The 25,907-nt window shown below is 48.3% G+C and carries 22 protein-coding genes; 8 read left to right on the top strand and 14 right to left on the bottom strand.

Annotated features, from left to right (window positions below; all coding sequences use genetic code 11):
- Positions 1-44 precede the first annotated feature (44 nt).
- Positions 45-635 carry a tyrosine-protein phosphatase gene (locus HMPREF2606_RS01065; RefSeq protein WP_070583841.1) on the bottom strand — a complete coding sequence of 197 codons (591 nt, stop codon included), beginning with the start codon at positions 633-635 and terminating at the stop codon, positions 45-47.
- A 125-nt stretch (positions 636-760) separates the two neighbouring features.
- Here HMPREF2606_RS01065 and mnmC point away from each other — a divergent pair, with 125 nt between their 5' ends.
- Positions 761-2,371 (top strand): FAD-dependent 5-carboxymethylaminomethyl-2-thiouridine(34) oxidoreductase MnmC1, encoded by a 1,611-nt coding sequence (mnmC, locus tag HMPREF2606_RS01060; RefSeq protein ID WP_070843157.1) that lies wholly within the window; start codon positions 761-763, stop codon positions 2,369-2,371.
- 115 nt (positions 2,372-2,486) lie between these two features.
- Here the strand turns inward: mnmC and HMPREF2606_RS01055 are convergent, their stop codons facing one another.
- The 11 genes from HMPREF2606_RS01055 to HMPREF2606_RS01005 form a co-directional block, all read right to left on the bottom strand.
- Positions 2,487-3,434 carry an IS110 family RNA-guided transposase gene (locus HMPREF2606_RS01055; RefSeq protein WP_070583839.1) on the bottom strand — a complete coding sequence of 316 codons (948 nt, stop codon included), beginning with the start codon at positions 3,432-3,434 and terminating at the stop codon, positions 2,487-2,489.
- A 545-nt stretch (positions 3,435-3,979) separates the two neighbouring features.
- Entirely contained in the window at positions 3,980-5,155 is a 1,176-nt protein-coding gene (locus tag HMPREF2606_RS01050; RefSeq protein ID WP_070583838.1) for a zonular occludens toxin domain-containing protein, read from the bottom strand.
- A gap of 9 nt (positions 5,156-5,164) precedes the next feature.
- Positions 5,165-5,446, bottom strand: coding sequence for a DUF2523 family protein (locus tag HMPREF2606_RS01045; RefSeq protein ID WP_070583837.1), 282 nt, complete (start codon positions 5,444-5,446; stop codon positions 5,165-5,167).
- A 1-nt stretch (position 5,447) separates the two neighbouring features.
- A complete protein-coding gene (locus HMPREF2606_RS01040; protein ID WP_070583836.1) occupies positions 5,448-7,238 on the bottom strand; it encodes a virulence factor TspB C-terminal domain-related protein in 1,791 nt (596 codons plus the stop codon).
- Positions 7,228-7,530 (bottom strand): hypothetical protein, encoded by a 303-nt coding sequence (locus tag HMPREF2606_RS01035; protein WP_070583835.1) that lies wholly within the window; start codon positions 7,528-7,530, stop codon positions 7,228-7,230. The genes HMPREF2606_RS01040 and HMPREF2606_RS01035 overlap by 11 nt, the downstream gene beginning before the upstream one ends.
- An 8-nt stretch (positions 7,531-7,538) precedes the next feature.
- The gene (locus HMPREF2606_RS01030; RefSeq protein ID WP_070583834.1) at positions 7,539-7,760 is read right to left on the bottom strand and encodes a hypothetical protein; all 222 of its coding nucleotides are present in this window, start codon (positions 7,758-7,760) and stop codon (positions 7,539-7,541) included.
- Positions 7,761-7,847: 87 nt separating this feature from the next.
- A complete protein-coding gene (locus HMPREF2606_RS01025; protein WP_070583833.1) occupies positions 7,848-8,117 on the bottom strand; it encodes a hypothetical protein in 270 nt (89 codons plus the stop codon).
- A 159-nt stretch (positions 8,118-8,276) separates the two neighbouring features.
- Positions 8,277-9,170, bottom strand: a complete 894-nt coding sequence (locus tag HMPREF2606_RS01020) for a rolling circle replication-associated protein (protein ID WP_070711785.1) — start codon at positions 9,168-9,170, stop codon at positions 8,277-8,279.
- Positions 9,167-9,385 (bottom strand): hypothetical protein, encoded by a 219-nt coding sequence (locus HMPREF2606_RS01015; protein ID WP_070583831.1) that lies wholly within the window; start codon positions 9,383-9,385, stop codon positions 9,167-9,169. The genes HMPREF2606_RS01020 and HMPREF2606_RS01015 overlap by 4 nt, the downstream gene beginning before the upstream one ends.
- Before the next feature lie 288 nt (positions 9,386-9,673).
- Positions 9,674-12,091 carry a TonB-dependent hemoglobin/transferrin/lactoferrin family receptor gene (locus HMPREF2606_RS01010; RefSeq protein WP_070711788.1) on the bottom strand — a complete coding sequence of 806 codons (2,418 nt, stop codon included), beginning with the start codon at positions 12,089-12,091 and terminating at the stop codon, positions 9,674-9,676.
- Positions 12,092-12,144: 53 nt separating this feature from the next.
- Positions 12,145-13,140: a Slam-dependent surface lipoprotein gene (locus HMPREF2606_RS01005; RefSeq protein WP_070711791.1), complete on the bottom strand. Its 996-nt coding sequence runs from the start codon at positions 13,138-13,140 to the stop codon at positions 12,145-12,147.
- A 367-nt stretch (positions 13,141-13,507) separates the two neighbouring features.
- Between HMPREF2606_RS01005 and HMPREF2606_RS01000 the strand changes: the two genes are divergently transcribed.
- The gene (locus tag HMPREF2606_RS01000; protein WP_070843156.1) at positions 13,508-15,049 is read left to right on the top strand and encodes a surface lipoprotein assembly modifier; all 1,542 of its coding nucleotides are present in this window, start codon (positions 13,508-13,510) and stop codon (positions 15,047-15,049) included.
- A gap of 120 nt (positions 15,050-15,169) precedes the next feature.
- Here the strand turns inward: HMPREF2606_RS01000 and HMPREF2606_RS00995 are convergent, their stop codons facing one another.
- Positions 15,170-15,793: a biliverdin-producing heme oxygenase gene (locus HMPREF2606_RS00995; RefSeq protein ID WP_070711798.1), complete on the bottom strand. Its 624-nt coding sequence runs from the start codon at positions 15,791-15,793 to the stop codon at positions 15,170-15,172.
- A 413-nt stretch (positions 15,794-16,206) separates the two neighbouring features.
- Between HMPREF2606_RS00995 and HMPREF2606_RS00990 the strand changes: the two genes are divergently transcribed.
- From HMPREF2606_RS00990 to HMPREF2606_RS00980, 3 genes are read left to right on the top strand one after another with little or no spacing between them, the layout of a single operon-like run.
- A complete protein-coding gene (locus HMPREF2606_RS00990) occupies positions 16,207-17,517 on the top strand; it encodes a paraquat-inducible protein A (RefSeq protein ID WP_083315922.1) in 1,311 nt (436 codons plus the stop codon).
- A complete protein-coding gene (gene pqiB / locus HMPREF2606_RS00985) occupies positions 17,514-19,175 on the top strand; it encodes an intermembrane transport protein PqiB (RefSeq protein WP_070711801.1) in 1,662 nt (553 codons plus the stop codon). The genes HMPREF2606_RS00990 and pqiB overlap by 4 nt, the downstream gene beginning before the upstream one ends.
- A complete protein-coding gene (locus tag HMPREF2606_RS00980; protein ID WP_070711805.1) occupies positions 19,175-19,693 on the top strand; it encodes a PqiC family protein in 519 nt (172 codons plus the stop codon). Before pqiB ends, HMPREF2606_RS00980 begins: the two co-directional genes overlap by 1 nt.
- Positions 19,694-19,747: 54 nt before the next feature.
- Here the strand turns inward: HMPREF2606_RS00980 and HMPREF2606_RS00975 are convergent, their stop codons facing one another.
- The gene (locus tag HMPREF2606_RS00975; protein WP_070711808.1) at positions 19,748-20,458 is read right to left on the bottom strand and encodes a GrxB family glutaredoxin; all 711 of its coding nucleotides are present in this window, start codon (positions 20,456-20,458) and stop codon (positions 19,748-19,750) included.
- Between the two features lie 88 nt (positions 20,459-20,546).
- On the opposite strand from HMPREF2606_RS00975, the gene HMPREF2606_RS00970 reads away from it, so the two are divergent.
- The 3 genes from HMPREF2606_RS00970 to putP all read left to right on the top strand — a co-directional run bounded on the left by HMPREF2606_RS00970 (position 20,547) and on the right by putP (position 25,788).
- Positions 20,547-22,760, top strand: a complete 2,214-nt coding sequence (locus tag HMPREF2606_RS00970; protein WP_070711811.1) for a RelA/SpoT family protein — start codon at positions 20,547-20,549, stop codon at positions 22,758-22,760.
- Between the two features lie 251 nt (positions 22,761-23,011).
- Positions 23,012-23,806: a formate/nitrite transporter family protein gene (locus HMPREF2606_RS00965; protein WP_070583823.1), complete on the top strand. Its 795-nt coding sequence runs from the start codon at positions 23,012-23,014 to the stop codon at positions 23,804-23,806.
- Positions 23,807-24,261: 455 nt separating this feature from the next.
- Positions 24,262-25,788, top strand: a complete 1,527-nt coding sequence (gene putP / locus HMPREF2606_RS00960) for a sodium/proline symporter PutP (protein WP_070583822.1) — start codon at positions 24,262-24,264, stop codon at positions 25,786-25,788.
- Positions 25,789-25,907 lie beyond the last annotated feature (119 nt).

The following is a 25,907-nucleotide window of genomic DNA, read 5'->3' as shown; positions in this document are numbered from 1 at the left end:
AGATTTGTTCTTTCAGACGGCCTTTTATGATTTAAATCTTGGTGTTAACCGCGTTTGCGCAAGACTTCCAAGTGCGTTTTAACCTGCTTGACTTTCTCTTCGGTAAACAGCTTGGCAATATTTTTCCAAATGCTGTGATAACCGTAAGGCCCATGTTGCATTTCGGCTTTTGCCTCTTCTACCGACCAGCCTTGATAGATGATGCGGTACATTCCGGCAATCAAACCAGTACGGTCTGCACCGTGATAACAGTGGATAAGCACTGCGCCGTTTTGCTGTTGTTTTTCAATCAAGTATAGGATTTCCGCAATCTCTTTCGGCTTAATGCTCCATGACAGCAACGGACGGTTTAGCAAGGTCAAACCATGCGCTTTCAAATGGTCGTCATCGTTGCGGTCGAAAAAGCGCAAGTTGATCACGCTTTGAATGCCCAGTTTGACGATGGCTTCCCCATCTTCGGCAACAGGCTGCTCGCTGCGGTAAAGCTTGTCGTCAATACGATAAAGGTTGGCATCGTGTTTGACGGGGGTTGCCCAGCGTTCGGACTGAGCGGCTTTGCTGCCGTTATCCGGCGGCGCGGACGAGCAAGCGATGGGCAAGCCGGAAGCGAGAAGGCACAATAAAAGACGGCGCATAAAATTCCTGTATGAAAATCAATTGAAAATCAAAATATCATGCGATTCTATCAAAACCCGTTCGGATATTCTATCCGCGCAAACCGCGTTACAATAAAGCCTCTTTTTTCAGACGGCCTTTCATCATGACCTGCCTTGCTTGGAACACCACGCCTTCCCTTGCTACCCTTTGCCGCGCGATCGAACAACATACCGCGCCGCTTTATTTGATTGTCTGCCTGCCTGAAAACCATATTCCCGATTTTCCGCTGTCCAATCATCCCTCCGAGCTTGAAGGCTGTCTGAACAACCGTCTCGTTCAAGCCGTGAAATGTCTTCAGTTCAACAGCGTCAACGTTTTAGAAAACCTATTGCCTGATGTGCATCTCTGGCTGGTTCCACCACACCGCGCCGACCGCTTACACGAACATTTCCATCATATCGAATGGCAAACCGAAGCCATATCCCAAGCACACCCCTCTCCTCTGAAACCTTGGTTCAGACGGCCTGAACATCAAGCTGCGCCCGAACACGTACTGATTATCGGCGCAGGCATCGCCGGTGCAGCGACCGCACGCAAACTGGCAGAGCACGGCGTACGCGTTACAGTTTTGGAGGCAGGCAAAGCGGCGCAGGCAGGCAGCGGCAACCGCCAAGGCTTGCTCTACGCCAAAATCTCGCCACACGATACCGAACAAACCGAGCTGCTGCTGACAGGCTACGGCTACACGCACCGATTGTTGGAAGACTTGCTGCCTGATTCTGACGTATGGGGCGGCGACGGCGTATTGCATTTGAATTTTGACGAAAGCGAACGCAAACGCAATCAAGCCTTGGGTTTGCAACACCAGCATAAACACCTCTACCGCAGCGTATCCGCCGAAGAGGCTGCGCACATTGCAGGCATGGACGTATTTTCAGACGGCCTTTATTGGCCGCAAGGCGTATGGCTGAATCCGCCTGCCGTCGTTCATACCTTATTGAATCATCCGCTGATTGAGTTGTACGAACACTCGCCGCTGACTGCCGTATCGCATGACGGCACACAATGGACGGCACACACGCCAAACGCGCATTTCAATTCCAGCCATATCGTTTACTGTATGGGCGCGCACAGCCCGACTGCTGCCGACACCAATCTCTCCGCCCTGCCTTTCCGCCAAATCCGCGGCCAAACCGGCGTTGTGTCCGCCAGCCCGTTTTCACAAAAACTGCGTTGCGCCATTTCCGGCGAAAGCTACATCAGCCCGAGCTGGCAAGGCCGCCACTGCTACGGCGCGACATTTATCCTGAATAGCAACGATGAAACTTGGTATCCGCACGAAGAAAGCGAAAACCGCACCGCCCTGCAACAGCTCAATCCGCCATTGGCACAATCCCTGTTTGAGCAAGATTCGTTTTCAGACGGCCTTCAAGACACACAAGGCCATGCCGCCCTGCGTTGCGACAGCCTCGACCACTTGCCCGTTGTCGGCGCACTCGGCGACATTGCCGCCATGCAGTCCGCCTATGCCAAGCTGGCATTGGACAAAAACTACCGCCTCGACAATATCCCCTGCCCTTACCTGCCCAATGCCTACATCAATACGGCACACGGCACGCGAGGCCTGGCGACAGCCCCCATCTGCGCCGCCGCCATTGCGGCCGAAATACTCGGCTTGCCGCACCCACTATCGCAAAGACTGAGAACCGCGCTACACCCCAACCGCGCCATCATCCGCGCGATTGTTCGGCAGTATCCGTTGTTGTCCGTTTAAAATTTTCGTTTTAAATAAAAAAGATAGTGTATTACACCGTCAACAACATTTACATATCTTAAAGATACACAAGGTCTACGCCCCGATTTTTCGGGGCGTTTTTTCATGCCGATGTCTAATTTCGGTATCGGGAACGGTCGTAATCTTTACCTGTTTTATACAGTTGGTAGGCAATAACGGCAAGTTTGCGCATGATGGCGACTATTATCAGCTTCGGGGGCTTCCCCCTCGCTTTGAGACGAGCTGTAAAGGCTGGAAATGCGTTCATACGGTAGGCGACAAGTGCGGGCATATATAGGGCTTTACGGGCGTTCTTTTGTCCCTGTTTGGATATTCGGGGCTTTCCTTTGACGCTTGTTCCCGAATCTTTGATTTTTGGATCTAAACCGAGATATGCGGCAAATTGGTTTTGATTGGCAAAGTCGTAGCGTGTGAGTTTGGCGAGCAGGACGGAAGCGGCAGATTCGCCTATACCGTCTATGGTTTTCAGGCGGTTCTTCTTTTCGTTGTATATTGGATTTTGGCGGTAGAAGTCTTTGAGTTCGTTTTGTACGGTTGTTATAAGTCTGTTCAGATGGTCTATGGTGGTCTGTATGTGATGGCGGATAGTATCGGGGGCGGTTTGGTGTTTGGTCTGCTCTGCGGCTCTCTGCTGCTTAAGGCGGGCTATATAGTCTGTAATGGCTTGGAGGTATTTTTGCTCTTCTGTCGGCGGCTGCCATTCTTTGGGCTGCATTCGTCGGCAGTATTCGGCTATCAGCCTCGCGTCCTGTCGGTCGGTCTTGGTTCGTGTCTGTTCGGCTTCTCTAAAGCCTTTTATCTTGCTTGGATTGACTATGCTTACGATGTGTTTCTGTCTTAAGTGGGCGGCTATGGCTTCGTGGTAGATTCCTGTCGCTTCGCAACAGCAATGCACCGTTTCAGTGGTGTACTCCTGTATCCAGTCGTCCAACCGTCTGAATCCGTCCTCTATGTTGTCAAACCTCCGTTCATAAAAAATGCTGTCTGAAATCAGACAGCAGTCTATGGTTTTCTTTGATACGTCTATCCCTAAGTAGTACATTGTTTTGCCTTATTTATTCAGGCTCGTAGCCTTGTATAGTGTTCAAACTTGTTATGTACGGAAGCCCGCGCTTCTATCTTTTTTCCAAGCTATGGCTTCGGTCGTGCTTCGGAAGTCGCGGGCTGCGGTTCGGGTCATGAATCCGAACCCCTGAAAGGGCGGTTTTCCCGCTCAGGGCTTGGAACTCTGCGTTTTGCCTTCGGTGACCCTCCGGGGGCGTTCGCCACGTGGCAGAGGGTGGGGTAAAAAACACACCCCACCCCTTGCGGGCAGCGTCTTTGGGTGGGTTAGCGTCAAGGGGTATCCAAAAAGATTTATAAAGGCAAAAAGCACGCCTTTACAAATCTTTCTGGACGTCCTCCCCCTGACTTGTGTTAGGGTGTTCTATTTGGCTACGTTATATCCATAATAAATAATTACTGCTGCTCCTATTAACGACATTATGCACATCGGCAGAACGAAATATTTAAAAAATCCTCGCCAGCCTTTACGCTCATAGGTCGTTGCCGCCCATATCCCTAAAAAAAACGCCAATCCCGCATTCATCAATTTACCTTTCCACCCACATTCGTCAGGGCTTTATCATTGTATCCGTCATACATCAGATTTTGCGGGGTTGCCCCGCCCATTGTCAAGACCTGCGGGGCGTCGGGAGTGTATGCGGTCTCAGTCGGTTTTACAGCTTCTGCCGTCTTCGTTTTGTAGGGATTAAATGGTAAACCGTCTTTGACGTAGTTCAGGCAGGTTTGTTTGCCGATGTCTTTAATCTTCGTGCCTTGGTCGGTGTAGCAGGTGCAGCGGTTCTCTGCTTTGATACAGGCGGCAGGCCAAGGCATGACTTTTACGGCTTTGTTCATGCCGTCGTATATCGGTGCGGTTTCGGGGCGTTCGGCGATACGAGGCTGATAGTCTTCTTCTGTCAGATGGGGCTTTGGCGGTTCTGACGGCGTTTGCACCTTTGCGGCTGCGTACTGCCCCGCTGCGCCGTCGTCCGCCGCGGGAGCGGCTGCCGCCTGCGCTTCGGGGCTTGCCGCTTGCGCGGCAACGTGTGCCTGTGCCGTTTGTCCCGCTGTTTCTATTGGTTTTTCCATATTTTTCCAAAAGGAAGCGAAATAATACAAACCTCCACCAAGCATGGCTATTGCGATGGGTATCAGGTACAGAACCTTGCTACGCTTGGTTCTGATTTTGGTGTGTTCTTCAGCGGACTTGTACAGCCCATACACGCTTTTATCAAGCCTATACACGCTGATTAGGGCTTCCCTGATGTTTGCCCTGCTTTCAGGGTCTTTTGCGCCGCCTGTCGTCCATTCGAGCTTACGGCGCAGTCCTAAATTAGTCTTGCCGAAATGGGTGTGGTGTTCTATCAGTCCGCGCAAATGGACGTCTATCAGACGGGGATGTTGAGTTATCAAGAGGAAATCAAGACCACGGTGTCTATGTGTTTCAAGTTCGGCGACGTAGTCAGGTACTTTCGAACCGCTAGGACGTGGGCGGAATATGCGTTGGCATTCGTCAACAACGATAATCGCGCCCGGCGGTGCCCACTTCGGCCATGTCTGAATGCTTTCTCCTTCTGGTATTTCTTCATGTGGTATTTTCAGGTCAAGAATGCCGTCTACATAAAGCGGACGATTCATAAAGTCTTTTTGCTTGGCAAGCATGGAAACGACTTTCAGGGTTTTGCCCGAACCCGGTACGCCTGTTAACAGATATAACATGTTTTCTTCCTATTTCGACTGAATGATGGTAGACAGTTTTTTAAAGCCTTTTATGGATATTACGAAGCTGAACGCACCAAATATCCAATTCAGAATGACACCGAATCCCGCTATATACAGTATTTGCAAGGCTTCGTCGGGGAAACCGCCGATACTACGGCTTATTTCGTTAATGAAATAATCCTGCAAAGCATTCAGTCCTGTTACTGAAATAAAACTTAAACCTACGGCGGTCAGTATGCGCCCTGCTACAGACATAAGAACGCCTGTTATCAATGAAGCCCAGTTCATTTCACAATTCCTTTACGGATTCATATACAAAATAGGCGCAGGTCAGCACGCATATAGCGATGAAGATGGGGCGCAGTTTGCGTGCCAAGTCGCACAACGGGTCATAGCTGAACTCTACCTGTCCCAATGCACCGAAGTCTACGGAGCGGGGAGCGGGACACTTCCCGTCAGACTGGAATACGTCCAAAGGCTTGAAATTCAGGTCTATGGTCTGTTCAGGTAGTTGGATGTCTTCACCACTCGGCATACATTGCGCAGCATTCGGGTTTTTCTGACAAAAATCTTTTTCTTTGTCATTTTGATTCTGTTTATTTTGACTGTTCGACTCATTCGGTGTGTTTGGCGAATTCGGACTATTTGGTGCGTTTGGCGTGTCTGGACTCTCCTGTCTGCTCGGTGTTGTCTTTTCGGGCTTATTTGGTGCTTCTGGACTGTTTGGCTTTAAATCTGGACGTGGCACATAATCAACGCCCACAGTGCCATCTTGATTCATTTTGAATCTTGTTTGTTGTGGGGTGCTACTGCCTTCGGGTGTGTACGGCGCACTAAGCGCAGTATCAGGGCTGAATGTGCTTTGATCGGCAGATTGATTCATAACGCCCATTTTTGCCAGTTGGTTCATCAATTCTGCATGGTTTGTCTGATTGTTCTCAAGCATGCGTTTGAGGATGTCTAACATTTCTTTTTGTGTCAGCATAAAATCTTCGGCTTTTACTTCGCTTTGATTTTGTGCGAGTTTCTTTTTTTCTGCTTCTGGAACTGTACCTTCTTTATATGAATTGTAATAAACAATGACATATTTATCCGATGGAGTACTAACAGAAATTCTTGAAGGTGTTGCATTTGGAATGTCTATATCAACATGAGATACAAAACGACCTAAATATGCAGGAGAATTGTTCAAAGTATTACCTTCAGAACCATTGATATTGATTTCAGATTTAGAATAAAAAACATAATTTTGATAACTACTATCTATCTTTACTATCAGTTGATATTTAATCATTCCATTCTTTTTTGCTTCTTCGTCTTTCTTCTGTTCTTCTTTCTTCTGTTGGTCTTTTTGTTGCGCTTTTTGTGCTGCTTCGGCTGCTTTTTTAGCTGCTGCGTTTGCTACTGCTTTTTGATAGTTGCCTTGTGCTTCTGCTTCGCGTTGGGCTTGTGCTGCTTTCTGAATCGCATTAGATATTTGTTCTTGTGATGCCCCATCTCTTAATCCTGTTTTGTCTAAAAAAGAATTAATACCTGACCCGAGTCCAGTAATATCTAGTTTAGATAAACCTGTCAGAATTGCACCGACACCATTACGCGCAGCCATAGCCCAATCGCCATTTTTTATGTCTCTATATGTCCAAGCTGCATAATCAGAACCAATAGCCCCACCCATAGCAGTAGCACCGGCCAATGTCCCACCCAATACAGTTTCAACTTTACCAACGTTCACCCGTTGATTAACATTTGTGTTCATCGTGCCAGTTTCGCCATATCGGCCTGTAACCGTTACAGTTTTGCCTTGGCTACCATTAATATTTCCGCCATTTTTAGTTACTGTCGGTTTGCCGTTGTTCTGTACATCAACTTTCCAAATGCCTGTTTTTGGATCGTAGCCACGACGTTGCAGGGCTTGGTCACTTGGGAAACCTGCGTTTTGATGTTGTGCCGGCGGGGGCAATCCTACTTCTGCCCATGCCTGCCCTACGACCAAGAGCGAGCCAAGACATACAGAAAGACGGCTAATGTTATGGGCTTTACAATACCCAATAAAAATGCTGATTCGGGTGTCATTCTTCATTTCTTTCTCTCTGCCATAAAACCAGTTTCACAATAACGACAACTGCAAAAAGTGAAATCATTGCAAACATCATCTGTGTGCCGATTTGTTCGCCGAGACGGTAATATTTCATGCTGTCGCACTGCGGAAACTGAAGTTTTACGGTCTGTTCGTTATAAGTCCAAGTCTGCCCGTTAAAAACGAGGTGATGCAGCACCCCGTCTTTGTCTACGGTCGGTACGACTTGGGTCATCACTTCGTTTGTTGCCTGCTCTGCCGTTTCATGACAGATTCGACCGACCTGATAACCCATGTTGCACCTTATGCGGAACGTTTCACAGCGGATTTGATAACACTGATTGAAACGGCGGCAACGGCGAGGGCAATCGCTACAGCACCGACGGAAATAATGCCTGTTTTCAACGCGCCCAATTCGGTTTTAGCGGCATCAACCAGGCCGTTATCATCGGCAAATGCCAATACTGGCAATGCTGCAACGGTTACAAATGCGGCTGCTTGTTGAAATTTGGTTTTGATACTCATGATGTTTTCCTTTATGGAGTTAAAAAAATGGTTATGGCGGTGTTTCGGGGTCAAGTCAGGGGACACCGCCGAACCCCTGAAACTGGTTTATGATTCGTCAGAATAGTAGATGTTGTCTTTAAATGCACGAGGAAACACTTGCATGGAGACGATTTGCTGTGGCTTGTAGCCTTCATACTTTTCAGGGTGTTTTGTGCGAACTTCGCAAAGGCGGGTTTCCGTGTCTGAACGGATAATCAGACCGACATAGTGAGTCTTGCTGAATGTGCCGTCTTGGTTTTTGCGTTCACGTGTGAACATTCGATCAAAAGAGGCGATAACAAACATACCTTGTCGGCGTTCTGTTTCTTGTGTCATGTTTTTTCCTTTCTTTAAGGTCTGGGTTACTGGTATTCAACGGTTCGGGGGCGGGACGGGAGGGGCGCTCACACACGGCTTGCGCCGTTCGCCTTACTTCGTAAGTGCGGTTTCGCGCCCATCCCGCCCCCGAACCAAAATCAACGGTTACGGGTTTCGCTACATATTGATGATGGTTTCTCGGTTTTTAAATGCCCATTTCGGGCTTAGGACAGAGGCTAAGACGGTGTTGTAATTGTCTTGGGTAATTCTGGGCAGGGCTGCGCGGTGTTTCCATTCGGCCACGAGGTTCAGATAGCTTTCTACCTGCTCAACCCACTTTTTTAGCTTGCGTCTCCACTCTTTCGAACCTTTGGACACAAAAGCAAAATTGCTGTTTGCCACTTTCCAAACGGATTTTTTATCCATGCTGGTACGCACGAGCCTATAACCTTTGTCTTCTGGCAGGCGGATGTTGATGTGTTTGCTGATGTATTTGGATACGTATCGCGCCAAGCCTTTGCTGTTGGTTTTGACCGGCAACAGTTCAGTACGGCCAAAGCCGTATTTGTGGACGTTTTCGCGGAGCAATGCCCACAGTTGGCGCAATGTGGGATTGGCCGAGCTGTATCTGCCTGCGGCGATTTCGCGGAAATTCAGGCCGCGCCGTATATCGACACGAGTATTTACGATTAAGTGGAAATGGATACGGCCTTTCTTCGTGCGCTCGTATACGCAGACGTATTCGGGGAAATGGCGTTTTAGAAAGTTGGTTCTTAAGCTATGGAAACGACGTTGCGCTTCTTTCGGGTCGGTTACGTCATCGGCAAAAGTCAGGGTTAGAAAGCCGACTTTGTTCAGGCCAAAGGCTTCGATGAACGCTTTGACGTTCATTTCTAGGGCGGTAGTGGATTTTTTGTAAGAAGTTGAAAACTCGTTCAGCGTGTCCGCTTTACGGTTTTCATACTGACTTGGCAACTGCTTGATTTCGCCGCTGTTTGCGGTCTCAATGCAGTTGTTACTATTAAGACAAGGAAGAGCGCGTTCCGCGCTGCGCGAAGCGGAACGGTTCATGATTGCACCTCCGCCATCAGTGCGGATACGCTTAATTGACCGTATAAATCGGCTTCGCCGTAAGTGATTTGGGGATTGTTGGGATTGCGGATAGAAAAAGCTTTTGTTTCCAAGCAATCAAGCGTTCCGCAGGTCTCAGAAAACAGGCGGAAGATGTAGGCAACGGGATTTTTTTCGGGTTGCGGTGTAATTGTGTAGTAGGCAAATTTTGACATTTCAGACCCCTTGAAAAGTCGGCTAATCGGAACTTGTCAAGGGGTTTTGTTTGTAATTTACACTCCCTTAACGGAGTGCAATATATAAGTGCAATATATAAGGCCGTCTGAAAGTCATCAAAACTTTCAGACGGCCTTTAGCTATCCGTTAACTGCTTAGAATTTCCATTCCAGCGATACAGCGTAATTGCGGCCTGGGGCGCGGTAGCGGTCTAAGCCTTTGCCATCGCGGTCAACCCCGTTGGTGGTGCTGTAGCTGTACCAACCTTCCTTTCTGTTCTAATTACCTTAGAACTTAGCTTCAAGCGTGAAGTTGTAGCTTCTGCCGGGGGAGGTGAAGCGTTCTATACCGGCATGGGTTTTGTTGTCAACGCGGTTGACTGTACCGAATTCGCGGATGCTGCGCAGCGATTCCCAAGTATAGTATTTTTTGTTGCCGATGTTGTACGCACCGGCGCGCAGGGTGAAGTATTTGCCCAAGTTGACGTAGCCTGTCAGGTCGAAAAGCGTATAGGCTTTGCTGTGCTTGGCAAATGGCCATGGGTTGTTCAAATCATCACTGCTGTGAACGGTGTCAGACGGTTTTTTAGCTGCGGTGTGTGTCAGGTACGCATTGATACCCCAGCGTTTGGAGGGAGCATCGTAGCCCAAATTGTAAACGGCAGACCACGGGGAAAGGGCGTTAATCGGGATTTCCTGTCCGTTGGTTTGTTTGGCTTTGCCTTTGATGTAGCTGACATTAACACCTGCGTGCGTGCCTTGCGGCAAACCGATGCTGTCAAGGTTCCATGTGCCGTTAAATTCCAAACCTTTCACCCATGCGGAGGAACGGTTTTGGTTTTGCCAAACGGGTGAGCTGACCAATGCGGTACCGTCGGAAATCGGCGCGTAATTAGGGCTGTTGGGATTATCGGAAGATACGCCCATGTAGGTCAGTTCGATAAAGTTGCGGTAGCGGGTTTGGAAGCCGGAGAGTTTAAAGTTTCCGGCTTTGCCACTGCCGGCAAGTCCCAGTTCGAAGTTTTTGGCGGTTTCTGCCTTAAGGTTAGGGTTTGCTTTAAGGTAGAAGTCAGGATGCGGGAACAATAGCCAGGTTTCGTCTGAAGTCGGCGCGCGGAAGCCAGTGCTATATTTTGCCAAAAGATTCAGACGCGGCGTGAATTTCCAGTCTAATCCTAAACCGTAGCTGAAACCGCTGTGTTTACGCTCGCTGCCAAGATAGGGGATTTGACCGCGGATGGCAGGGGTATAGTTGGGGTTGTCCTTGGCTTTGCTGCTGCTGTTGTCGTAGCGAAGCCCGGCATTGAGGCGGTATTGGCTGCTGTCGCCGAATTGGAAGGTGTTGTTCCAGTAGGCAAAACGGTTTTTGGACGAGCTTTCGACCAGCATAGTCAATTCTTGGTTGTTGGACGTTTGGTATTTCGGGTCATATAGGCGTACCCAATAGCTATGGTCGCTATTACCGTTATCGTTTTTGGAGCCACCTAATCCGTATTGCATTGCCCATACCGATTTGGAGAAGTCGATTTGTTTTTCGGCATCGGCACCGAATTGGGTATTTTTTTGACGGATGTTGCGGAACATATGGTACACGTCGCTGTTGACACCGTTACGGCCATAATCCGTCGGCAAGTCCCAGGTCCAAGTGCTCATGTCGATGGTTTGACGGTCGTAACGCAGGTTGAGGTTGTCCCATGGTCCTTTGTCAAGTTGGTTTTTGTATTCGAAACCGATGCGTTTGCGGTAGGAAATATCTTGACGGGAACGGGTGTCGCCCAGTGCGTCGCCTTTCCAGTCTGCCGCCCACATATTGGACAATTCAATCGTCGTGCGGTCGGTGCGTGAATCTTCGTAAATCCAGCCGATACGGTTTTTATCGTTGAAGTTGTAACCCAGTTTGAACAGGGTGCTTTTGTTTTCCCAGTCTTGAGGGTCAGGTTTGCTGCGCGCTACACCGCGGCTGCCGTAGTTGGTCATACCAGCATTCGGACTCCAGCTTTGTTTGTTGTCAGTGATGACGGTATCGGCAGCGTCGCTGTTGTTTTTGGTTTCTTTACCGAAACGGCGGGTGTAGACCATCAATGCGTCCAGACCCAACCAGGTTCCTGCGGCGGTTATGCTGCTGAATTTTTGGCTGTTGCGTCCGATATAGCCGCCTTTAATGCCTAAGTGGTAGGGTTTTTCTTCGGAAACATAGTCGCTTGCGGATTTGGTTTTGTAGTTGACGGCACCGCCCAATGCGCCGCTGCCGGATTTAAGCGAGTCCGCGCCTTTGTTAAGGGTTACTTCCGAAAAGTTTTCGGGTTCGGAAGTGTTGCGGTTTGCATTGAAGTTGCCGTATGCACCGAACAACTCTTGAAACGCTTCAGACGACCTGCTTTCTGCTTGTGCCAGTCCGTCCACGTTGATGGCAACGCGGTCTTTATCGACACCGCGTATGGTAAAGCCGTTGGAACCGGAACGTCCGCCTTCAACGACGCTGATGCCCGGATCGTAACGCACCAAGTCGCTTTCATCGGAGACCATTTGTTTATCCAAAACCTGACGGCGGATTTTCTCTTCACCGAGTTTTTGTACTTTGCGGCCGCCAATGACTTTGACTTCATTCAACTCCTGATAAGCTTGAGGAATAGGATCGGCCGCTAAGGCAGGGAAAGTTTGGCTGACAATAGCTGCCAGCAGTACAGGTTTAAAATGGAAGGACATTTTTTGCCTCTTAATATATATTGATTATCTATTATGGAATGCTTGATGTGCGGTTACTTGCTGACAGGTGTCAAACTTGTATCCGTCGTATTGCGGTCGTCATCATTCTTCACGCCGCCGAACACGGTATCCAACGATTTATCGGCATCAAAGGTAACTTTACCGCCTATACTGACTTCTGTTTTATCGCCGTTAAATTGACCAAAGAATTTCCCTTCGACTTTGCCGTTTTTACCATCGGATTCGGCAGTGCCTGAGAAATCAACGCCGTTGATGCCTACATCTTTCATCACAACGTCCGGACCGTAATCAGCATTACCTAAAATCGTGCCGCCGAGTTTGTTGGTGTTGAAATTGGCTGTCAGCAGTGAAAGTTTGGGCGTGTTTTTTTCAGACGACCCGGAGGATTTGCCCGGATCGTAGGTTGAGGTAACGATATTGCCGTTGCGGACGCGGACAGCCCAAACTTCGTATGTAGTCTTGCCTTTTGCCACTGTACTGTCTGACGGAGTGTAATAAGACGGTTTCGCCGTTCCGACGGGTTTGCCGCCGATAAACAGGTCTGCCGTGCCGTCTGCATTTATCCATGCGCCGAATTTGAGGTGGTCCTGTTTGGTTGCCGGTGCATAGGTGAATTGTCCCGAACTACTGCAACAGACAAACAGTTTGCCACCTTCAGATAAAGGTTGTCCTTCATGGCGTGTACGAAGGGCATAAGACGGGCTGGAATATGATGGGACAATCGGATCAGAATATGAACTAATATTGTAATAGTTACCAGAAGGGGTTTGATAGACATATTGTTTATCGGTATAGCTGTAGCCCCATGATGTTTTCACTTCGAGTTCCGCTTCACGCAGACTGCCGCCTTTACCGGAAAGGGTATTAATGGTCTTTACTGCATTGCTTTCATCGCTCAGCTTAACATTGGCAATAGGTTGCGCTGTCGGAATAGCAACGGGAACTTTGGGTTCAGATGCACCTCCACCTGCACATGCAGTCAAAATAAAGGTAGTTGCAATAGGCACTATAAATACATTAATTTTCATAACCAATCTCTCTAAAATACAAGCTTCTCAGATACAATAATGATAAGTATTACTAATAATATGCAATATTGTGTAACAAATATTTTATTTTAGCAATACCAATATTTTTTCTATCAGTAGTTAGGGTGAATCTTTATGCTATCCCCTCTCTGTTAAATATATTTACGTAATTTATAATCCTATAAAAATAAATAAGTTATATTTATTTCGTAAATTTGCCGTTATAATGATAAATCTAAATACGAATCTGTATTTTTTATGCAAAAATAAAATCACCTGAGATGTTTCAGGCAGTTTTATGATAAGAGCAAATCCCTTATTAGAAACGATTTGCCCTCAGATATACATATATTTCGGATGACTTTAAATGCTAAAAATAAAACAAAAAATTGTCTCAGCTTCTTTGTGCTACCTATTGCCGTCAGCAGCCTTTGCTGAATTTCCCGAAGAGGGTGTTCGGCAGAATATTTCTTCTCAGAATACTGCTGTACAAGCACAACAGAAACAATGGTTAGATATTCTATCTGAGGAGGAAAGGTCGCCTGAAAAGAATGAGAATATAGGCAGGCCAACTCTGGTTAACGATGATTTTTTAGCGGCAAACCCGCATATTCTTGAAGACGCACTGGTTCAAGCACTTAACAGCAATAGCGCAGACCTGGTTTCCTCGCTTGTCGCCCTTTACCGTAAACAGCCCAACCACAATCCCAAACTGATTGCGCGTACCGATGCTTTGCTGGCAAAGCTGAAAGGACGGACTTCCGAAGCGGTCGAACGTTATCGTACCCTTTATGAATCTGACGTTTCAGACGACCGTATATTGTTGGATTTGGCAGCAGCAGAGTTTCAGGACTATCGCTTGGGTGAGGCAACGATGCATTTTCGCCATGCCGCGCAACGCGATATACCCACCCCCGTTTTGGAAAATGTTAAACGTTTTCAAGAAGCCGTCAAACGGCAGACAGAATGGAAATGGTCTGGCGGAATTAGCCCTGTGCATAACGATAATGCCAACAACGCTGCTCCGCGTTATTGCATCGAAACAAAGGGGCAAAACGCATGCAGTGTTACCCTACCTGTCAGTGCCAACGGCTTGAATTACGAATTGAACACCGAAAAACTTACCCCATTGTATGGGCATCACGCCATCAAATTCCGCGCCAACCTCAGCGGCACAAGCTATTTTTTCGACCGCCAATCGGCTTACGACGATGCGTTCGGCAGGGCTTATTTGGGCTGGCAACGCAAGGACGGCAAACAAACCGTCAGCGTTTTACCGTTTTATCAGGCACAGTTGGCAGGCAGCAGCGAGTTTGACAGCAAAAAAGAAAATAACCGCCGCGTTGCACCTTATATGCTGGCTCACGGAGTTGGCGTACAACTTTCGCATATGGTCAATCTCGGCAATGCGACTCAACTTTACTACTCACTGGAACGCTACCGCCAAAACTATCGGGAAACTGATCGTGCACTGCGCAATGATGGTTGGCACGACAGTACTTATCTTTCCCTGGCTCGCCGTTTTGGCAACACGACTCTGTTCGGCGGTTGGCAATACAACCGCTTTGTTCCTGAAAACAAAAACATACACAATATTGAGAACAATGCAGCCTACCACCGCAACGGTTTCAATATAGGTTGGATACAGCAATGGCAGGTTTTAGGTGGGCTTAACAGCAGACTTACCGCTTCATTTGCCAACCGTCGCTATAAAGGCATTATGGCATTCGGCACGGAGCCGCAACGCAATCGGGAGCGCGCTCTCTCTATCAATCTTAGTCACAACAAATTATCTTATAAAGGCATTACCCCTACTTTGAATTATAGTTATAGTCACACCCGTAGCAATGCACCCTATGCAATGCGTAATATTCATCAATGGTCATTAGGTGGTGAATGGAATTTTTAAAAGAGAATCAAATCTGAGTAGGTATAAGACAGCAACCCGTTCAAACAAAACTTTGTAGTGTAATTAAAGGTCTCTGCAAACATCTACGCCGAGACCTTGTCTGTTTGATTTAATTATTTTTTAGAGTCTGTGCGGTGTCATACCTTCAGGTGCTTCCGCACCTTCCGGCAAACCGAAGGTTTCACGCAGAATCACTTTATAGAATTCAAAAGCTTCGCACGCACCTTGAATGGCTTCCGCCTCGGCTTCGGGAGTCAAGTTCAAAGCGTTCAGATGCTCGACAAAAGCGCGCCAGTGTTTGCCTCGGCCGTTTGGATGAGGAGCTAGGTGGCGTGCGCCGAATTCACCGGTGTATTCGAGTTTTTGAGCGTGTTTGAACAAGAATGCCGCGCCCAAATTAGAACCTTCGGCACAATACAGCCAGCCGATGGCTTTATTACCGGTTTCGTGTGGCAATTCTTTGTCAAATTTGTAAGGCTCTTCGCCCAAGTCTTTCAAGTCTTGAGTCACGGCATCGTAACGCGCCATGTATTCAAGCTCTGGAATGGCTTTGTTCAATTCGGCATCTTTATAGATGTGGTCGACGGCCTTATGGAAAACAGATTGAAGTTTCAAGAATTTGATGTAGTTTTCTTTGCTGGAAAAAGGTTGAACGGACATAACCAAGTTATCAACGCTGTCGTGTGTAACTGTGGTTTGCTCTTTTAAGCGTTTGGCGAAAGTCAGCTCTTGTGTTTCACTCATGATGTTTACTTTGAATTAAGAGACTAATAGTTTCAGATGGTTTCAGACGGCCTTTATGGTTAAAAATCCGTCTAATTTGAAAAGAATCGTTTTAAAAACAAAGAAGATAATTTTTAGCCTACTTCAGGTTCGTTGACCGTGTACCTTACACAAATCTACAAGGATCATCGTGTTTTTAAATATTGAGAATATATCTTATTTTTATCCTAATGGAAATAAACCAAACTAAGACCTATTAATAAAATTTAACGGTCCATAGCAATAAACTTCTGAAGTCTTTTCAAACTTTTCAGACGGCCCAAACCTTATTAAGCAGCCGCCATTCAATCAAATATCGACCTAAATTTGGGCTATCCTTCTGTTTTCCTTTATAATGCGACACTCTTTGCACCTTCTTTATCCCCTGCCGAACCATGAAACGGATTCCTGCCTACCATCGCTGGTGGCGCTACAAGTCTTATCTTCCTGATGCGACGCTGCCTGCACATACGGTGGAATGCCCGGATTGCGGCTGCCGTATGGATATTCCGCACCTGCGTCAGGGGCAGGAAGCGCATTGTCCGGTGTGCAACCATGAAATTGTGGAGGTGGAAAACAATCCGTATATCGCGCCAATTGCCTATGCGCTGACAACCTTGATTCTAATGGCGTTCGCGTACAATATGGTGTATATCCGCGTGGATTTGTTCGGCGTGACATCGATTTTGTCGTTGCCGCAAATGATGCGGCTTTTAATTTCGCTGGATTACGGTTTTCTGGCGGAAGTGATGTTTATCCTCACCTTTGGTGCGCCTTTACTGTTTTTACTGCTCTGCCTTTATGTTTATACGGCCTTGATACGCGAAAGGGCCTACCCTGCGCTGCGCTTTGCAACGCGTGTATTGGTGCGGCTGCGTCATTGGATTATGGTGGATGTGTTTTTCATTTCCACTTTGGTGGCGTATATCAAGCTTTCGTCCGTTGCTACAGTGGAATTCGGCTCGGCGTTTTATCTGATGTTTCCGTTGTCGGTCATGCTGATTCGGACTTCGGTATCGATTCCACAGCATTGGGTTTATTATAAGATTCACCGTTTAACCGGCGGCCATGCGGTTCAGACGGCCACTGAAGACAAAATCTGTTGCAGCCGCTGCCTGTATTTCCGCAATAAAGATGAGCAACCTTGCGGCGTTTGCGGTGCGGACTTATACCGCCGCCGCCCGAAAAGCCTGAGTATTTCGCTGGCGTTTTTAATGGCGGCGTTTATCCTGTATTTCCCTGCTAACATCCTGCCGATTATGATTTCGTCAAATCCGACAGCTTTGGAGATCAACACGATTTTCAACGGCATTGTTTATATGTGGGACGACGGCGACCGATTGATTGCCGTGATTATCTTTAGTGCCAGTATTATGGTGCCGGTTTTGAAGATTATTGCGATGGCGGTTTTGATTTATTCCGCATACTTCAAACCCGTGATGAGCGTGGACAAAATGTCGGTTTTGTATCGGATTACCGAATCCATCGGTCGCTGGTCGATGATTGATATTTTTGTGATTATTATTTTGATGAGTTCGTTCCACACCAATATGGCGCGCGTTGTGCCGGGTGGTGCGGCGGTTTATTTCTGCCTGGTCGTTATTTTGACCATGCTTTCGGCCTATTATTTCGATCCCCGTCTGATTTGGGACAAGCAACAGCAGCTTTCAGACGGCCTTGATTCTGACCAGACCTTAACACAATGAAAAAACACGATTCTTCACCCAATTATCACGCCCCGGCGCGTGTCAAGAAAACCAATGTCTTCACGTCTATCGTGTGGCTGATTCCGCTGATTGCGCTGATTGCCGGCAGCTGGCTTTTGGTGAAAGACATCCGCAACCGCGGCCCTGTCGTTACCTTATTGATGGACAGCGCCGAAGGCATCGAAGTCAACAACACCATTATTAAGGTGTTGAACGTCGATGTCGGACACGTTACCCGCATCAAATTGCGCGACGACCAAAAAGGCGTGGAAGTTACTGCCCAGCTCAGCGCCGACGCCAAAGACCTTATCCGCAGCGATACCCAATTTTGGGTGGTCAAACCGCGTATCGACCAAAGCGGCGTTACCGGCTTGGGAACCTTGCTTTCCGGCTCATATATTGCATTTACACCGGGTAAAAGCCAAGAAACCAAAGATGTATTTGTCGTCCAAGACATTCCGCCGATTGCCGCCATCGGTCAAAGCGGCCTGCGCCTGAATTTGATCGGCAAAAACGACCGCATCCTCAACGTCAGCAGCCCTGTTTTGTATGAAAACTTTATGGTCGGCCAAGTAGAAAGCGCGCATTTCGACCCGTCTGACCAAAGCGTACATTACACTATCTTCATCCAAAGCCCTAACGACAAACTGATTAATTCCGCCAGCCGTTTCTGGCTGGAAAGCGGCATTAATATCGAAACCACAGGCAGCGGTATCAAACTCAACTCCGCCCCTCTGCCTGCCCTGCTGTCCGGCGCGATTTCCTTTGACTCTCCTAAAACAAGCGACAGCAAAAACGTCAAAAGCGAAGACAGCTTCACGCTTTATGACAGCCGCAGCGAAGTCGCCAACCTGCCTGACGACCGCTCGCTGTATTACACTGCGTTTTTCAAACAATCCGTACGCGGCCTGACTGCCGGTTCGCCTGTTGAATACAAAGGCCTGAATGTCGGCGTGGTTTCCGATGTCCCTTATTTCGACCGCAACGACAGCCTGCATTTGTTTGAAAACGGTTGGATTCCCGTACGCATCCGTATCGAACCTTCCCGTTTGGAAATCAATGCCGACGAGCAAAGCAAAGAGCATTGGAAACAACAATTTCAGACGGCCTTAAACAAAGGCCTGACCGCCACCATCTCCAGCAACAACCTGCTGACCGGCAGCAAAATGATTGAGTTGAACGATCAGCCTTCTGCCTCGCCTAAGCTGCGGCCACATACCGTTTATGCAGGTGATACCGTTATTGCGACCCAAGGCGGCGGTTTGGACGATTTGCAGGCAAAAGTGGCCGACTTGTTAGATAAGTTCAACAATCTGCCATTGGATAAAACCGTTGCCGGCTTGAACGGTTCGCTTGCCGAACTCAAGTCCACACTCAAATCTGCCAATGCCGCCCTAAGCTCTATCGACAAACTGGTCGGCAAACCGCAGACACAAAACATTCCGAACGAGTTGAACCAAACTCTGAAAGAGTTGCGTCAAACCCTGCAAGGCGTATCGCCTCAATCGCCTATCTACGGCGACGTACAAAATACGCTGCAAAGTTTGGACAAAACCTTAAAAGACGTTCAACCCGTGATTAATACTTTGAAAGAAAAACCCAACGCGCTGATTTTCAACAGCAACAGCAAAGACCCTATCCCGAAAGGAAGCCGATGATGCGCCTCTTCCCGATTGCCGCCGCCCTGACGCTTGCCGCCTGCGGCACTGCGCAAAGCACACAATATTTCGTCCTGCCCGACAGCCAGTACATCCGACCTGCTGCGCATGGCAACGAAATCGCAGTCAAAGTCAACCTTGCCGAACCGCTTGCCAACGGCGGTCTCGTTTACCAAACCGATGCCTATCATGTGAATCTGGCGAAAAACCACCTGTGGGCGGCGCCGCTCGATGGCGCGTTGGCAGCAAATCTCAGTAACAAGCTCAACCGCCTCAATCCGCATCGCACCTTCGTGCCTGCTTCACGCAGCCAAAGCAGCCAAACCCTGAAAGTCTATATCGAAGCCTTCCAAGGCAGCTATCAGGGGCAGACCACCATCAGCGGTTATGCACTATGGCCGGACGGACGCAGCAAACCGTTTAACGCCATCACGCCACAACAAGGTGACGGCTATACCGCCATGCTCGAATCGTTGGAAAACGGTTTGTCACAGGTTGCCGATACGATTGCCTATTAAACGAAAGGCCGTCTGAACATTTTCAGACGGCCTTTTTCATGTTTCAAACATTCATCACAACGCGCGGTCAAAATACAAAGCCACGCCGGAACGCTCACTCATCGCCAACAAATAATCCATCAATTTTTGCGGCCATTGAATACCGCGCACAACGGTCAGGTTGCGCAAAATAGGGAACGTCAGGATATCTTCCAAACTGATTTCACCGCCCAAGCCCTCGCCTTCGCATACCAGCGCTTCCAGCTCAGCCAAATCTTGATGCAGACGCTCCAGATATTGTGCCGTTTTATTCAGATTAGTCTCGAAATTGCCGATACTTTTCTCTTTTTTGTCGATAAAGTATTTTTTCGCTTCATCGGTCTCAAATTCGGGCAGGCCGATTTTAACCATGCGCGGCTGTACCAATTTGTTATTGTATTCGCCCACTTTGTCCAACCAAGCCTGCACTTCTGGACGAACCTCTTCTTTCAGACGGCCTTGATCGATGTAACGGACAATATCCAAACTCTCGCCCATAAACGAACCGTCTTCTTTTTGCAAAATCGGCACTTGTTTTGAGCCAATCATGCCAATAGGCGTAGCTTCGTCATCGTTCGCCAAGACAACTTCTTCCACCGCCACATCACGCAAGCCGAAAATCATCCGCGCACGGACGCAAAACGGGCAATGGTCGTAAATATACAGTTTCATCGAAATGCTCCTTAAAATTTCAAAACGGTTAACCATAACACCCAAGGCCGTCTGAAACAAGGCTTCCTGAAACATAGTGCAGCATTCGCATACAAATCTAGGGCTGTCGGCAATAAACTGTTACAATGGCAACGTTTTTATCAAAAAGAAAAAAACGCACGCCATGACCACTATTCGCCAAACGCCCCAAACATCGAGTGCAACGCTGGAAGGCCTCCTCGCTTGGTTCGACGGCTATGTTGCCGCGCTGCCCGATTCCGATAAAAACCTGATTCAGACGGCCTTTGACTTAGCTAAAGAACATTACCCCGCCGATGCCCTAACAACTTACGGCGAGCCATTGCTGGAACATTTTCTCGGCTCGATGCAAATCGTCAGCGAACTCGACCTCTTGCCTGATGCCGTGGCCGCTACGATTTTGTCCGACATCGGCAAATACGTTCCCACTTGGCGCGAATTGGTTACCGAACGCTGCAACAGTACCGTTTGCGAGCTGGTCAAAGGCGTGGACGAAGTACAGAAACTGACCCAATTCGCCCGCGTAGACAGCCTTGCCACGCCGGAAGAGCGCGCCCAACAAGCCGAAACCATGCGTAAAATGCTGTTGGCGATGGTTACCGACATCCGCGTCGTCCTGATCAAACTGGCCATGCGTACGCGCACCCTGCAATTTTTAAGCAACGTTCCTGACAACCCTGAAAAGCGCGCCGTTGCCAAAGAAACCCTCGACATTTTTGCCCCGCTCGCCAACCGCTTGGGTGTGTGGCAACTCAAATGGCAGCTCGAAGATTTGGGCTTCCGCCATCAAGAGCCGGAAAAATACCGTGAAATCGCCCTACTTTTGGACGAAAAACGCACCGAGCGCCTCGAATACATCGAAAACTTCCTCAATATCCTGCGTACGGAACTGAAAAAATACAATATTCATTTTGAAGTTGCCGGAAGACCGAAGCATATCTACTCCATTTACAAAAAAATGGTGAAGAAAAAGCTCACTTTCGACGGCTTGTTCGACATCCGCGCCGTACGGATTTTGGTGGACACCATTCCCGAGTGTTACACCACGTTGGGCATTGTCCACAGCCTCTGGCAGCCGATTCCGGGCGAGTTTGACGACTATATCGCCAACCCGAAAGGCAACGGCTATAAAAGTTTGCACACCGTTATCGTCGGCCCGGAAGACAAAGGCGTGGAAGTCCAAATACGTACCTTCGACATGCACCAATTCAACGAATTCGGTGTTGCCGCCCACTGGCGTTATAAAGAAGGTGGCAAGGGTGATTCCGCCTATGAACAGAAAATCGCTTGGTTGCGCCAACTCCTAGACTGGCGCGAAAACATGGCTGAAAGCGGCAAAGAAGACCTTGCCGCCGCCTTTAAAACTGAGCTGTTCAATGACACGATTTATGTTTTGACCCCGCACGGCAAAGTACTCTCCCTGCCTACGGGCGCTACCCCCATCGACTTTGCCTATGCCCTGCACAGCAGCGTGGGCGACCGTTGCCGCGGTGCAAAAGTCGAAGGACAAATTGTGCCGCTGTCCACGCCTTTGGAAAACGGACAACGTGTTGAAATCATTACCGCCAAAGAGGGAAATCCTTCCGTCAACTGGCTCTACGAAGGCTGGGTCAAATCCAACCGCGCCATCAGCAAAATCCGTGCCTATATCCGCCAGCAAAATGCAGATACCGTGCGCGAAGAAGGTCGCGCCCAATTGGACAAGCAGTTGTCAAAAATCTTCCCCAAACCCAATCTGCAAGCATTGGCGGAAAAACTCGGCTTCAAAAAAACTGATGAACTCTATACGGCCATCGGTCAGGGCGAAGTTTCCAACCGCGCCATCCACAAAGCCTGCGGTGCGCTGAATGAGCCGCCTCCCGTGCCGATTGATGAAACCAATATCGTCAAGCAGTCCAAAATCAAAAAAGGCGGCAAAAACGGCATTTTGATTGACGGCGAAGACGGCTTAATGACCACACTTGCCAAATGCTGCAAACCGGCACCTCCTGACGATATTGTGGGCTTTGTTACCCGCGACCGCGGTATTTCCGTCCACCGCAATACCTGCCCTTCTTTCCGCCACCTTGCCGAGCAGGCTCCGGAAAAAGTGTTGAACGCAAGCTGGGCAGCCTTGCAAGAAGGACAAGTGTTTGCCGTCGATGTTGAAATCCGCGCCCAAGACCGCTCCGGTTTGCTGCGCGATGTTTCGGATGCGCTGGCGCGTCATAAACTCAACGTTACCGCAGTGCAAACCCAATCGCGCGATTTGGAAGCCAGTATGCGCTTTACCCTTGAAGTCCGCCAAGTCAACGACCTGCCGCGCGTATTAGCCAGCTTGGGCGACATCAAAGGCGTTTTAAGCGTAACGCGCTTGTAGTTCTAACGCACCAAGCAAATCTAAAGGCCGTCTGAAAGCAACTTTTTCAGACGGCCTTTTAAGTTTTTAAAACGCCAATATCTCAACGCCGCAAGTTATCTTTCTTAAAAAGTCAGCCGCAGCCTTAGTCACCTCAATATATAACCCCCTCTTCTATTCTTACAACCAGTTGTTATTTCCTACCGGCATCATTCTCAGGCAAACTTATTATCCTCATGATAAACAAGATATTTCCAATTTAAGAGAGCCTCATGAATACACGAGATTTGTACCCTCACGAGATTTTACAGGAAGCCATCGGCAAGAGCTGCGCCAAGTCTGAGTTCAGCATCAAAATGTTGGTGATTTTGAGTTTTTTAGGCGGCGGCTATGTCGGCTTCGGCTATCTTGCCTGCCTGCGCGTCATCAGTGGCATTCCGGCCGAATGGAACGGCCTGGCCGCCCTTTTGGGTGCGTCTGTGTTCCCGATTGCGCTGATTTGCATCTTAATCGGCGGCGGTGAGCTGGCAACAGGCAATATGATGATTATGGCTTTGGGCAGATTAACCGGCCGCGTCAGCACCTACAAACTGGTACGCAACTGGCTCATTGTCAGCTTGGGCAATCTGGCAGGCGCTGTTGCCATGGCCTATTTCCTCGGCCACTATGTCGGCCTGGCAGAGGGAGCGGCTGCGGCTAAAACCATTGCCATCGCCGAAGCCAAAGTTAATATGGACTTTGGCCGTGCATTCGTCTCCGCTATCGCATGTAACTGGATGGTGTGCATGGGTATTTGGTTCTATTTCGGCTCACGCCATACTTCAGGCCGCATTTTGGCAACTTGGTTTCCGGTCATGATCTTCGTGTTAATCGGTTTCCAACACTTTGTTGCCAATATGTTCATCATTCCGGCCGGTATTTGGGCGGGCGCAAATGTCAGCTGGGGCCAATTTTTCTACAATATGATTCCCGTCTTCTTAGGTAACGTCCTCGGCGGATCGTCTTTTGTTGCCGCTTTCTATCTTTTCGCTTATAAACATTTGTTAAAAGATGATTTTTCTATTTAGTTCAAACTGACTCACTACCCCGTATTCATCAGAAATACGGGGTAGTGCCGTTATCAGGCCGTCTGAACAGCTCGTTTCTGTCGCATAATTACGCTTTTTCTCTGCGTAACGTTTCATTTATAGGAAAGATAGTTTCATTGTCTTTCCTTTTCTCCAATTTAAGATAATTTTTGCAATCTTTTGTTTTCAAATAACTTCCCCTCAAAAGTGCTGCGATTTTTCATAAAGCCCGTGTTCCGTGCTTTGCAAAACAAAAAATTTACTGTATTCTGAATTTAATTATTTACAATTTAATATGGATTGGTTACATATCCTATTGTATTTGAAAATAATTTATCCTGACTCTCTCGTGAAAAACAGGATTTTTAAGCTGTATTTTTATTAGAAAAAAGTTTGGGTACGAATTGTTTGCAATTTCAAAACCCGTATTTATAAGTTAGATGAGGAATAAGTACATGAATCCCATGTATATCACTTTCGCGATCTATTTGGTCGCCGTATTACTGATCGGCCTGGCCGCCTATTTTTCAACACGAAACTTCGATGACTACATCCTCGGCGGCCGCAGCTTGGGTCCGTTCGTGACCGCGATGTCTGCCGGTGCTTCCGATATGTCAGGCTGGCTTTTGATGGGCTTGCCAGGTGCCATTTACCTGAGCGGTTTGAATGAAGCTTGGATTGCCATTGGTCTGATTGTGGGTGCATACCTCAACTGGCTTTTGGTCGCAGGCCGTCTGCGCGTACATACCGAATACGCCAACAACGCGCTGACGCTTCCTGATTACTTCTTCCACCGCTTTGGTGCCGGCGGTCACTTGATGAAAGTGGTTTCTGCACTGATTATCTTGTTCTTCTTCACTATTTACTGTGCTTCAGGCATCGTAGCCGGTGCTACCCTATTCCAAAGCCTGTTCCACGATCTGTCTTACACTCAAGCCATGTGGCTGGGTGCCGGCGCAACCATCGCCTACACTTTCTTGGGCGGTTTCTTGGCCGTAAGCTGGACCGATACCCTGCAAGCTTCTTTGATGATTTTTGCATTGGTACTGACTCCTATAATGGTGTATTTGGGTTTGGGCGGTGCAGATCAAATGAATGCGGCCATCCAACAAGTTGCCGCCTCTACCGGTAAAGAATACGGCAGCCTGTTTGCCGGTACTACTTTCATCGGCATTATCTCTACCGCCGCTTGGGGCTTGGGCTATTTCGGCCAACCACACATTTTGGCCCGTTTCATGGCTGCCGAAAGCGCTAAATCTCTGGTTTCTGCACGCCGTATCGGCATGACTTGGATGATTCTGTGTATGGCCGGTGCTGTGGCTGTCGGCTACTTCGGTATCGCCTACTTCGGTGCCAACCCTGCCCACGTTGAAGAAATGAACGGCAACCACGAACGTATCTTCATCGCTTTGGCTACCCTGCTCTTCAACCCTTGGATTGCCGGTATCATCTTGAGCGCGATTCTCGCCGCTGTAATGTCCACTCTGTCTTGCCAATTGTTGGTTTGCTCCAGCGCGATTACCGAAGACTTCTACAAAGGCTTCCTGCGTAAAAAAGCACAACAAGCCGAGTTGGTATGGATTGGCCGTCTGATGGTTTTGGCGATTGCCGTGATTTCCATCCTGATTGCTTCTGATCCTAACAGCAAAGTATTGGGCTTGGTGGCTTACGCATGGGCAGGTTTTGGTGCCGCATTCGGTCCGGTTGTTATCCTGTCTGTACTGTGGAAACGCATTACTGCCTACGGCGCACTCTCCGGCATGATTGCAGGTGCACTGACTGTAGTAGTTTGGGCTGAGTGGATCAAAAAACCTGCTTTAGCCGCACAAGAAACAGGTTTCGCTACTGTCTATGAAATCGTTCCCGGCTTCATCGCTTGTTTCCTCGTGATTGTTTTGGTGTCCCTGATCGACAAAAAACCTTCACGCGAATTGCAAGAACGTTTCGAAAAAGCAGACGCAGAATACCGCGCTTCTAAATAAGACGTTTTCAGACGGCCTGCATGATTCGGTGCAGGCCGTCTTTATGAAATAAACTGTTTCAAAATAATCTGAGCCTTATCAGAAAAAACAGCAATTTATGCGGATGCATCTTGTATCCG

Origin of the sequence: Neisseria sp. HMSC070H10, assembly GCF_001837635.1 — a bacterium.
GTDB lineage: Bacteria > Pseudomonadota > Gammaproteobacteria > Burkholderiales > Neisseriaceae > Neisseria > Neisseria subflava_A.
Note: the sequence above shows the minus strand (reverse complement) of the source record. Positions and strands in the feature narration are given on the sequence as shown.

What these genes read in the sequence shown, in the direction of transcription:
- HMPREF2606_RS01065 (WP_070583841.1), bottom strand. Translation starts at nt 635, where the DNA reads ATGCGCCGTCTTTTATTGTGCCTTCTCGCTTCCGGCTTGCCCATCGCT.
- mnmC (WP_070843157.1), top strand. Translation starts at nt 761, where the DNA reads ATGACCTGCCTTGCTTGGAACACCACGCCTTCCCTTGCTACCCTTTGC.
- HMPREF2606_RS01055 (WP_070583839.1), bottom strand. Translation starts at nt 3,434, where the DNA reads ATGTACTACTTAGGGATAGACGTATCAAAGAAAACCATAGACTGCTGT.
- HMPREF2606_RS01050 (WP_070583838.1), bottom strand. Translation starts at nt 5,155, where the DNA reads ATGTTATATCTGTTAACAGGCGTACCGGGTTCGGGCAAAACCCTGAAA.
- HMPREF2606_RS01045 (WP_070583837.1), bottom strand. Translation starts at nt 5,446, where the DNA reads ATGAACTGGGCTTCATTGATAACAGGCGTTCTTATGTCTGTAGCAGGG.
- HMPREF2606_RS01040 (WP_070583836.1), bottom strand. Translation starts at nt 7,238, where the DNA reads ATGAAGAATGACACCCGAATCAGCATTTTTATTGGGTATTGTAAAGCC.
- HMPREF2606_RS01035 (WP_070583835.1), bottom strand. Translation starts at nt 7,530, where the DNA reads ATGGGTTATCAGGTCGGTCGAATCTGTCATGAAACGGCAGAGCAGGCA.
- HMPREF2606_RS01030 (WP_070583834.1), bottom strand. Translation starts at nt 7,760, where the DNA reads ATGAGTATCAAAACCAAATTTCAACAAGCAGCCGCATTTGTAACCGTT.
- HMPREF2606_RS01025 (WP_070583833.1), bottom strand. Translation starts at nt 8,117, where the DNA reads ATGACACAAGAAACAGAACGCCGACAAGGTATGTTTGTTATCGCCTCT.
- HMPREF2606_RS01020 (WP_070711785.1), bottom strand. Translation starts at nt 9,170, where the DNA reads ATGAACCGTTCCGCTTCGCGCAGCGCGGAACGCGCTCTTCCTTGTCTT.
- HMPREF2606_RS01015 (WP_070583831.1), bottom strand. Translation starts at nt 9,385, where the DNA reads ATGTCAAAATTTGCCTACTACACAATTACACCGCAACCCGAAAAAAAT.
- HMPREF2606_RS01010 (WP_070711788.1), bottom strand. Translation starts at nt 12,091, where the DNA reads ATGTCCTTCCATTTTAAACCTGTACTGCTGGCAGCTATTGTCAGCCAA.
- HMPREF2606_RS01005 (WP_070711791.1), bottom strand. Translation starts at nt 13,140, where the DNA reads ATGAAAATTAATGTATTTATAGTGCCTATTGCAACTACCTTTATTTTG.
- HMPREF2606_RS01000 (WP_070843156.1), top strand. Translation starts at nt 13,508, where the DNA reads ATGCTAAAAATAAAACAAAAAATTGTCTCAGCTTCTTTGTGCTACCTA.
- HMPREF2606_RS00995 (WP_070711798.1), bottom strand. Translation starts at nt 15,793, where the DNA reads ATGAGTGAAACACAAGAGCTGACTTTCGCCAAACGCTTAAAAGAGCAA.
- HMPREF2606_RS00990 (WP_083315922.1), top strand. Translation starts at nt 16,207, where the DNA reads ATGAAACGGATTCCTGCCTACCATCGCTGGTGGCGCTACAAGTCTTAT.
- pqiB (WP_070711801.1), top strand. Translation starts at nt 17,514, where the DNA reads ATGAAAAAACACGATTCTTCACCCAATTATCACGCCCCGGCGCGTGTC.
- HMPREF2606_RS00980 (WP_070711805.1), top strand. Translation starts at nt 19,175, where the DNA reads ATGCGCCTCTTCCCGATTGCCGCCGCCCTGACGCTTGCCGCCTGCGGC.
- HMPREF2606_RS00975 (WP_070711808.1), bottom strand. Translation starts at nt 20,458, where the DNA reads ATGTTTCAGGAAGCCTTGTTTCAGACGGCCTTGGGTGTTATGGTTAAC.
- HMPREF2606_RS00970 (WP_070711811.1), top strand. Translation starts at nt 20,547, where the DNA reads ATGACCACTATTCGCCAAACGCCCCAAACATCGAGTGCAACGCTGGAA.
- HMPREF2606_RS00965 (WP_070583823.1), top strand. Translation starts at nt 23,012, where the DNA reads ATGAATACACGAGATTTGTACCCTCACGAGATTTTACAGGAAGCCATC.
- putP (WP_070583822.1), top strand. Translation starts at nt 24,262, where the DNA reads ATGAATCCCATGTATATCACTTTCGCGATCTATTTGGTCGCCGTATTA.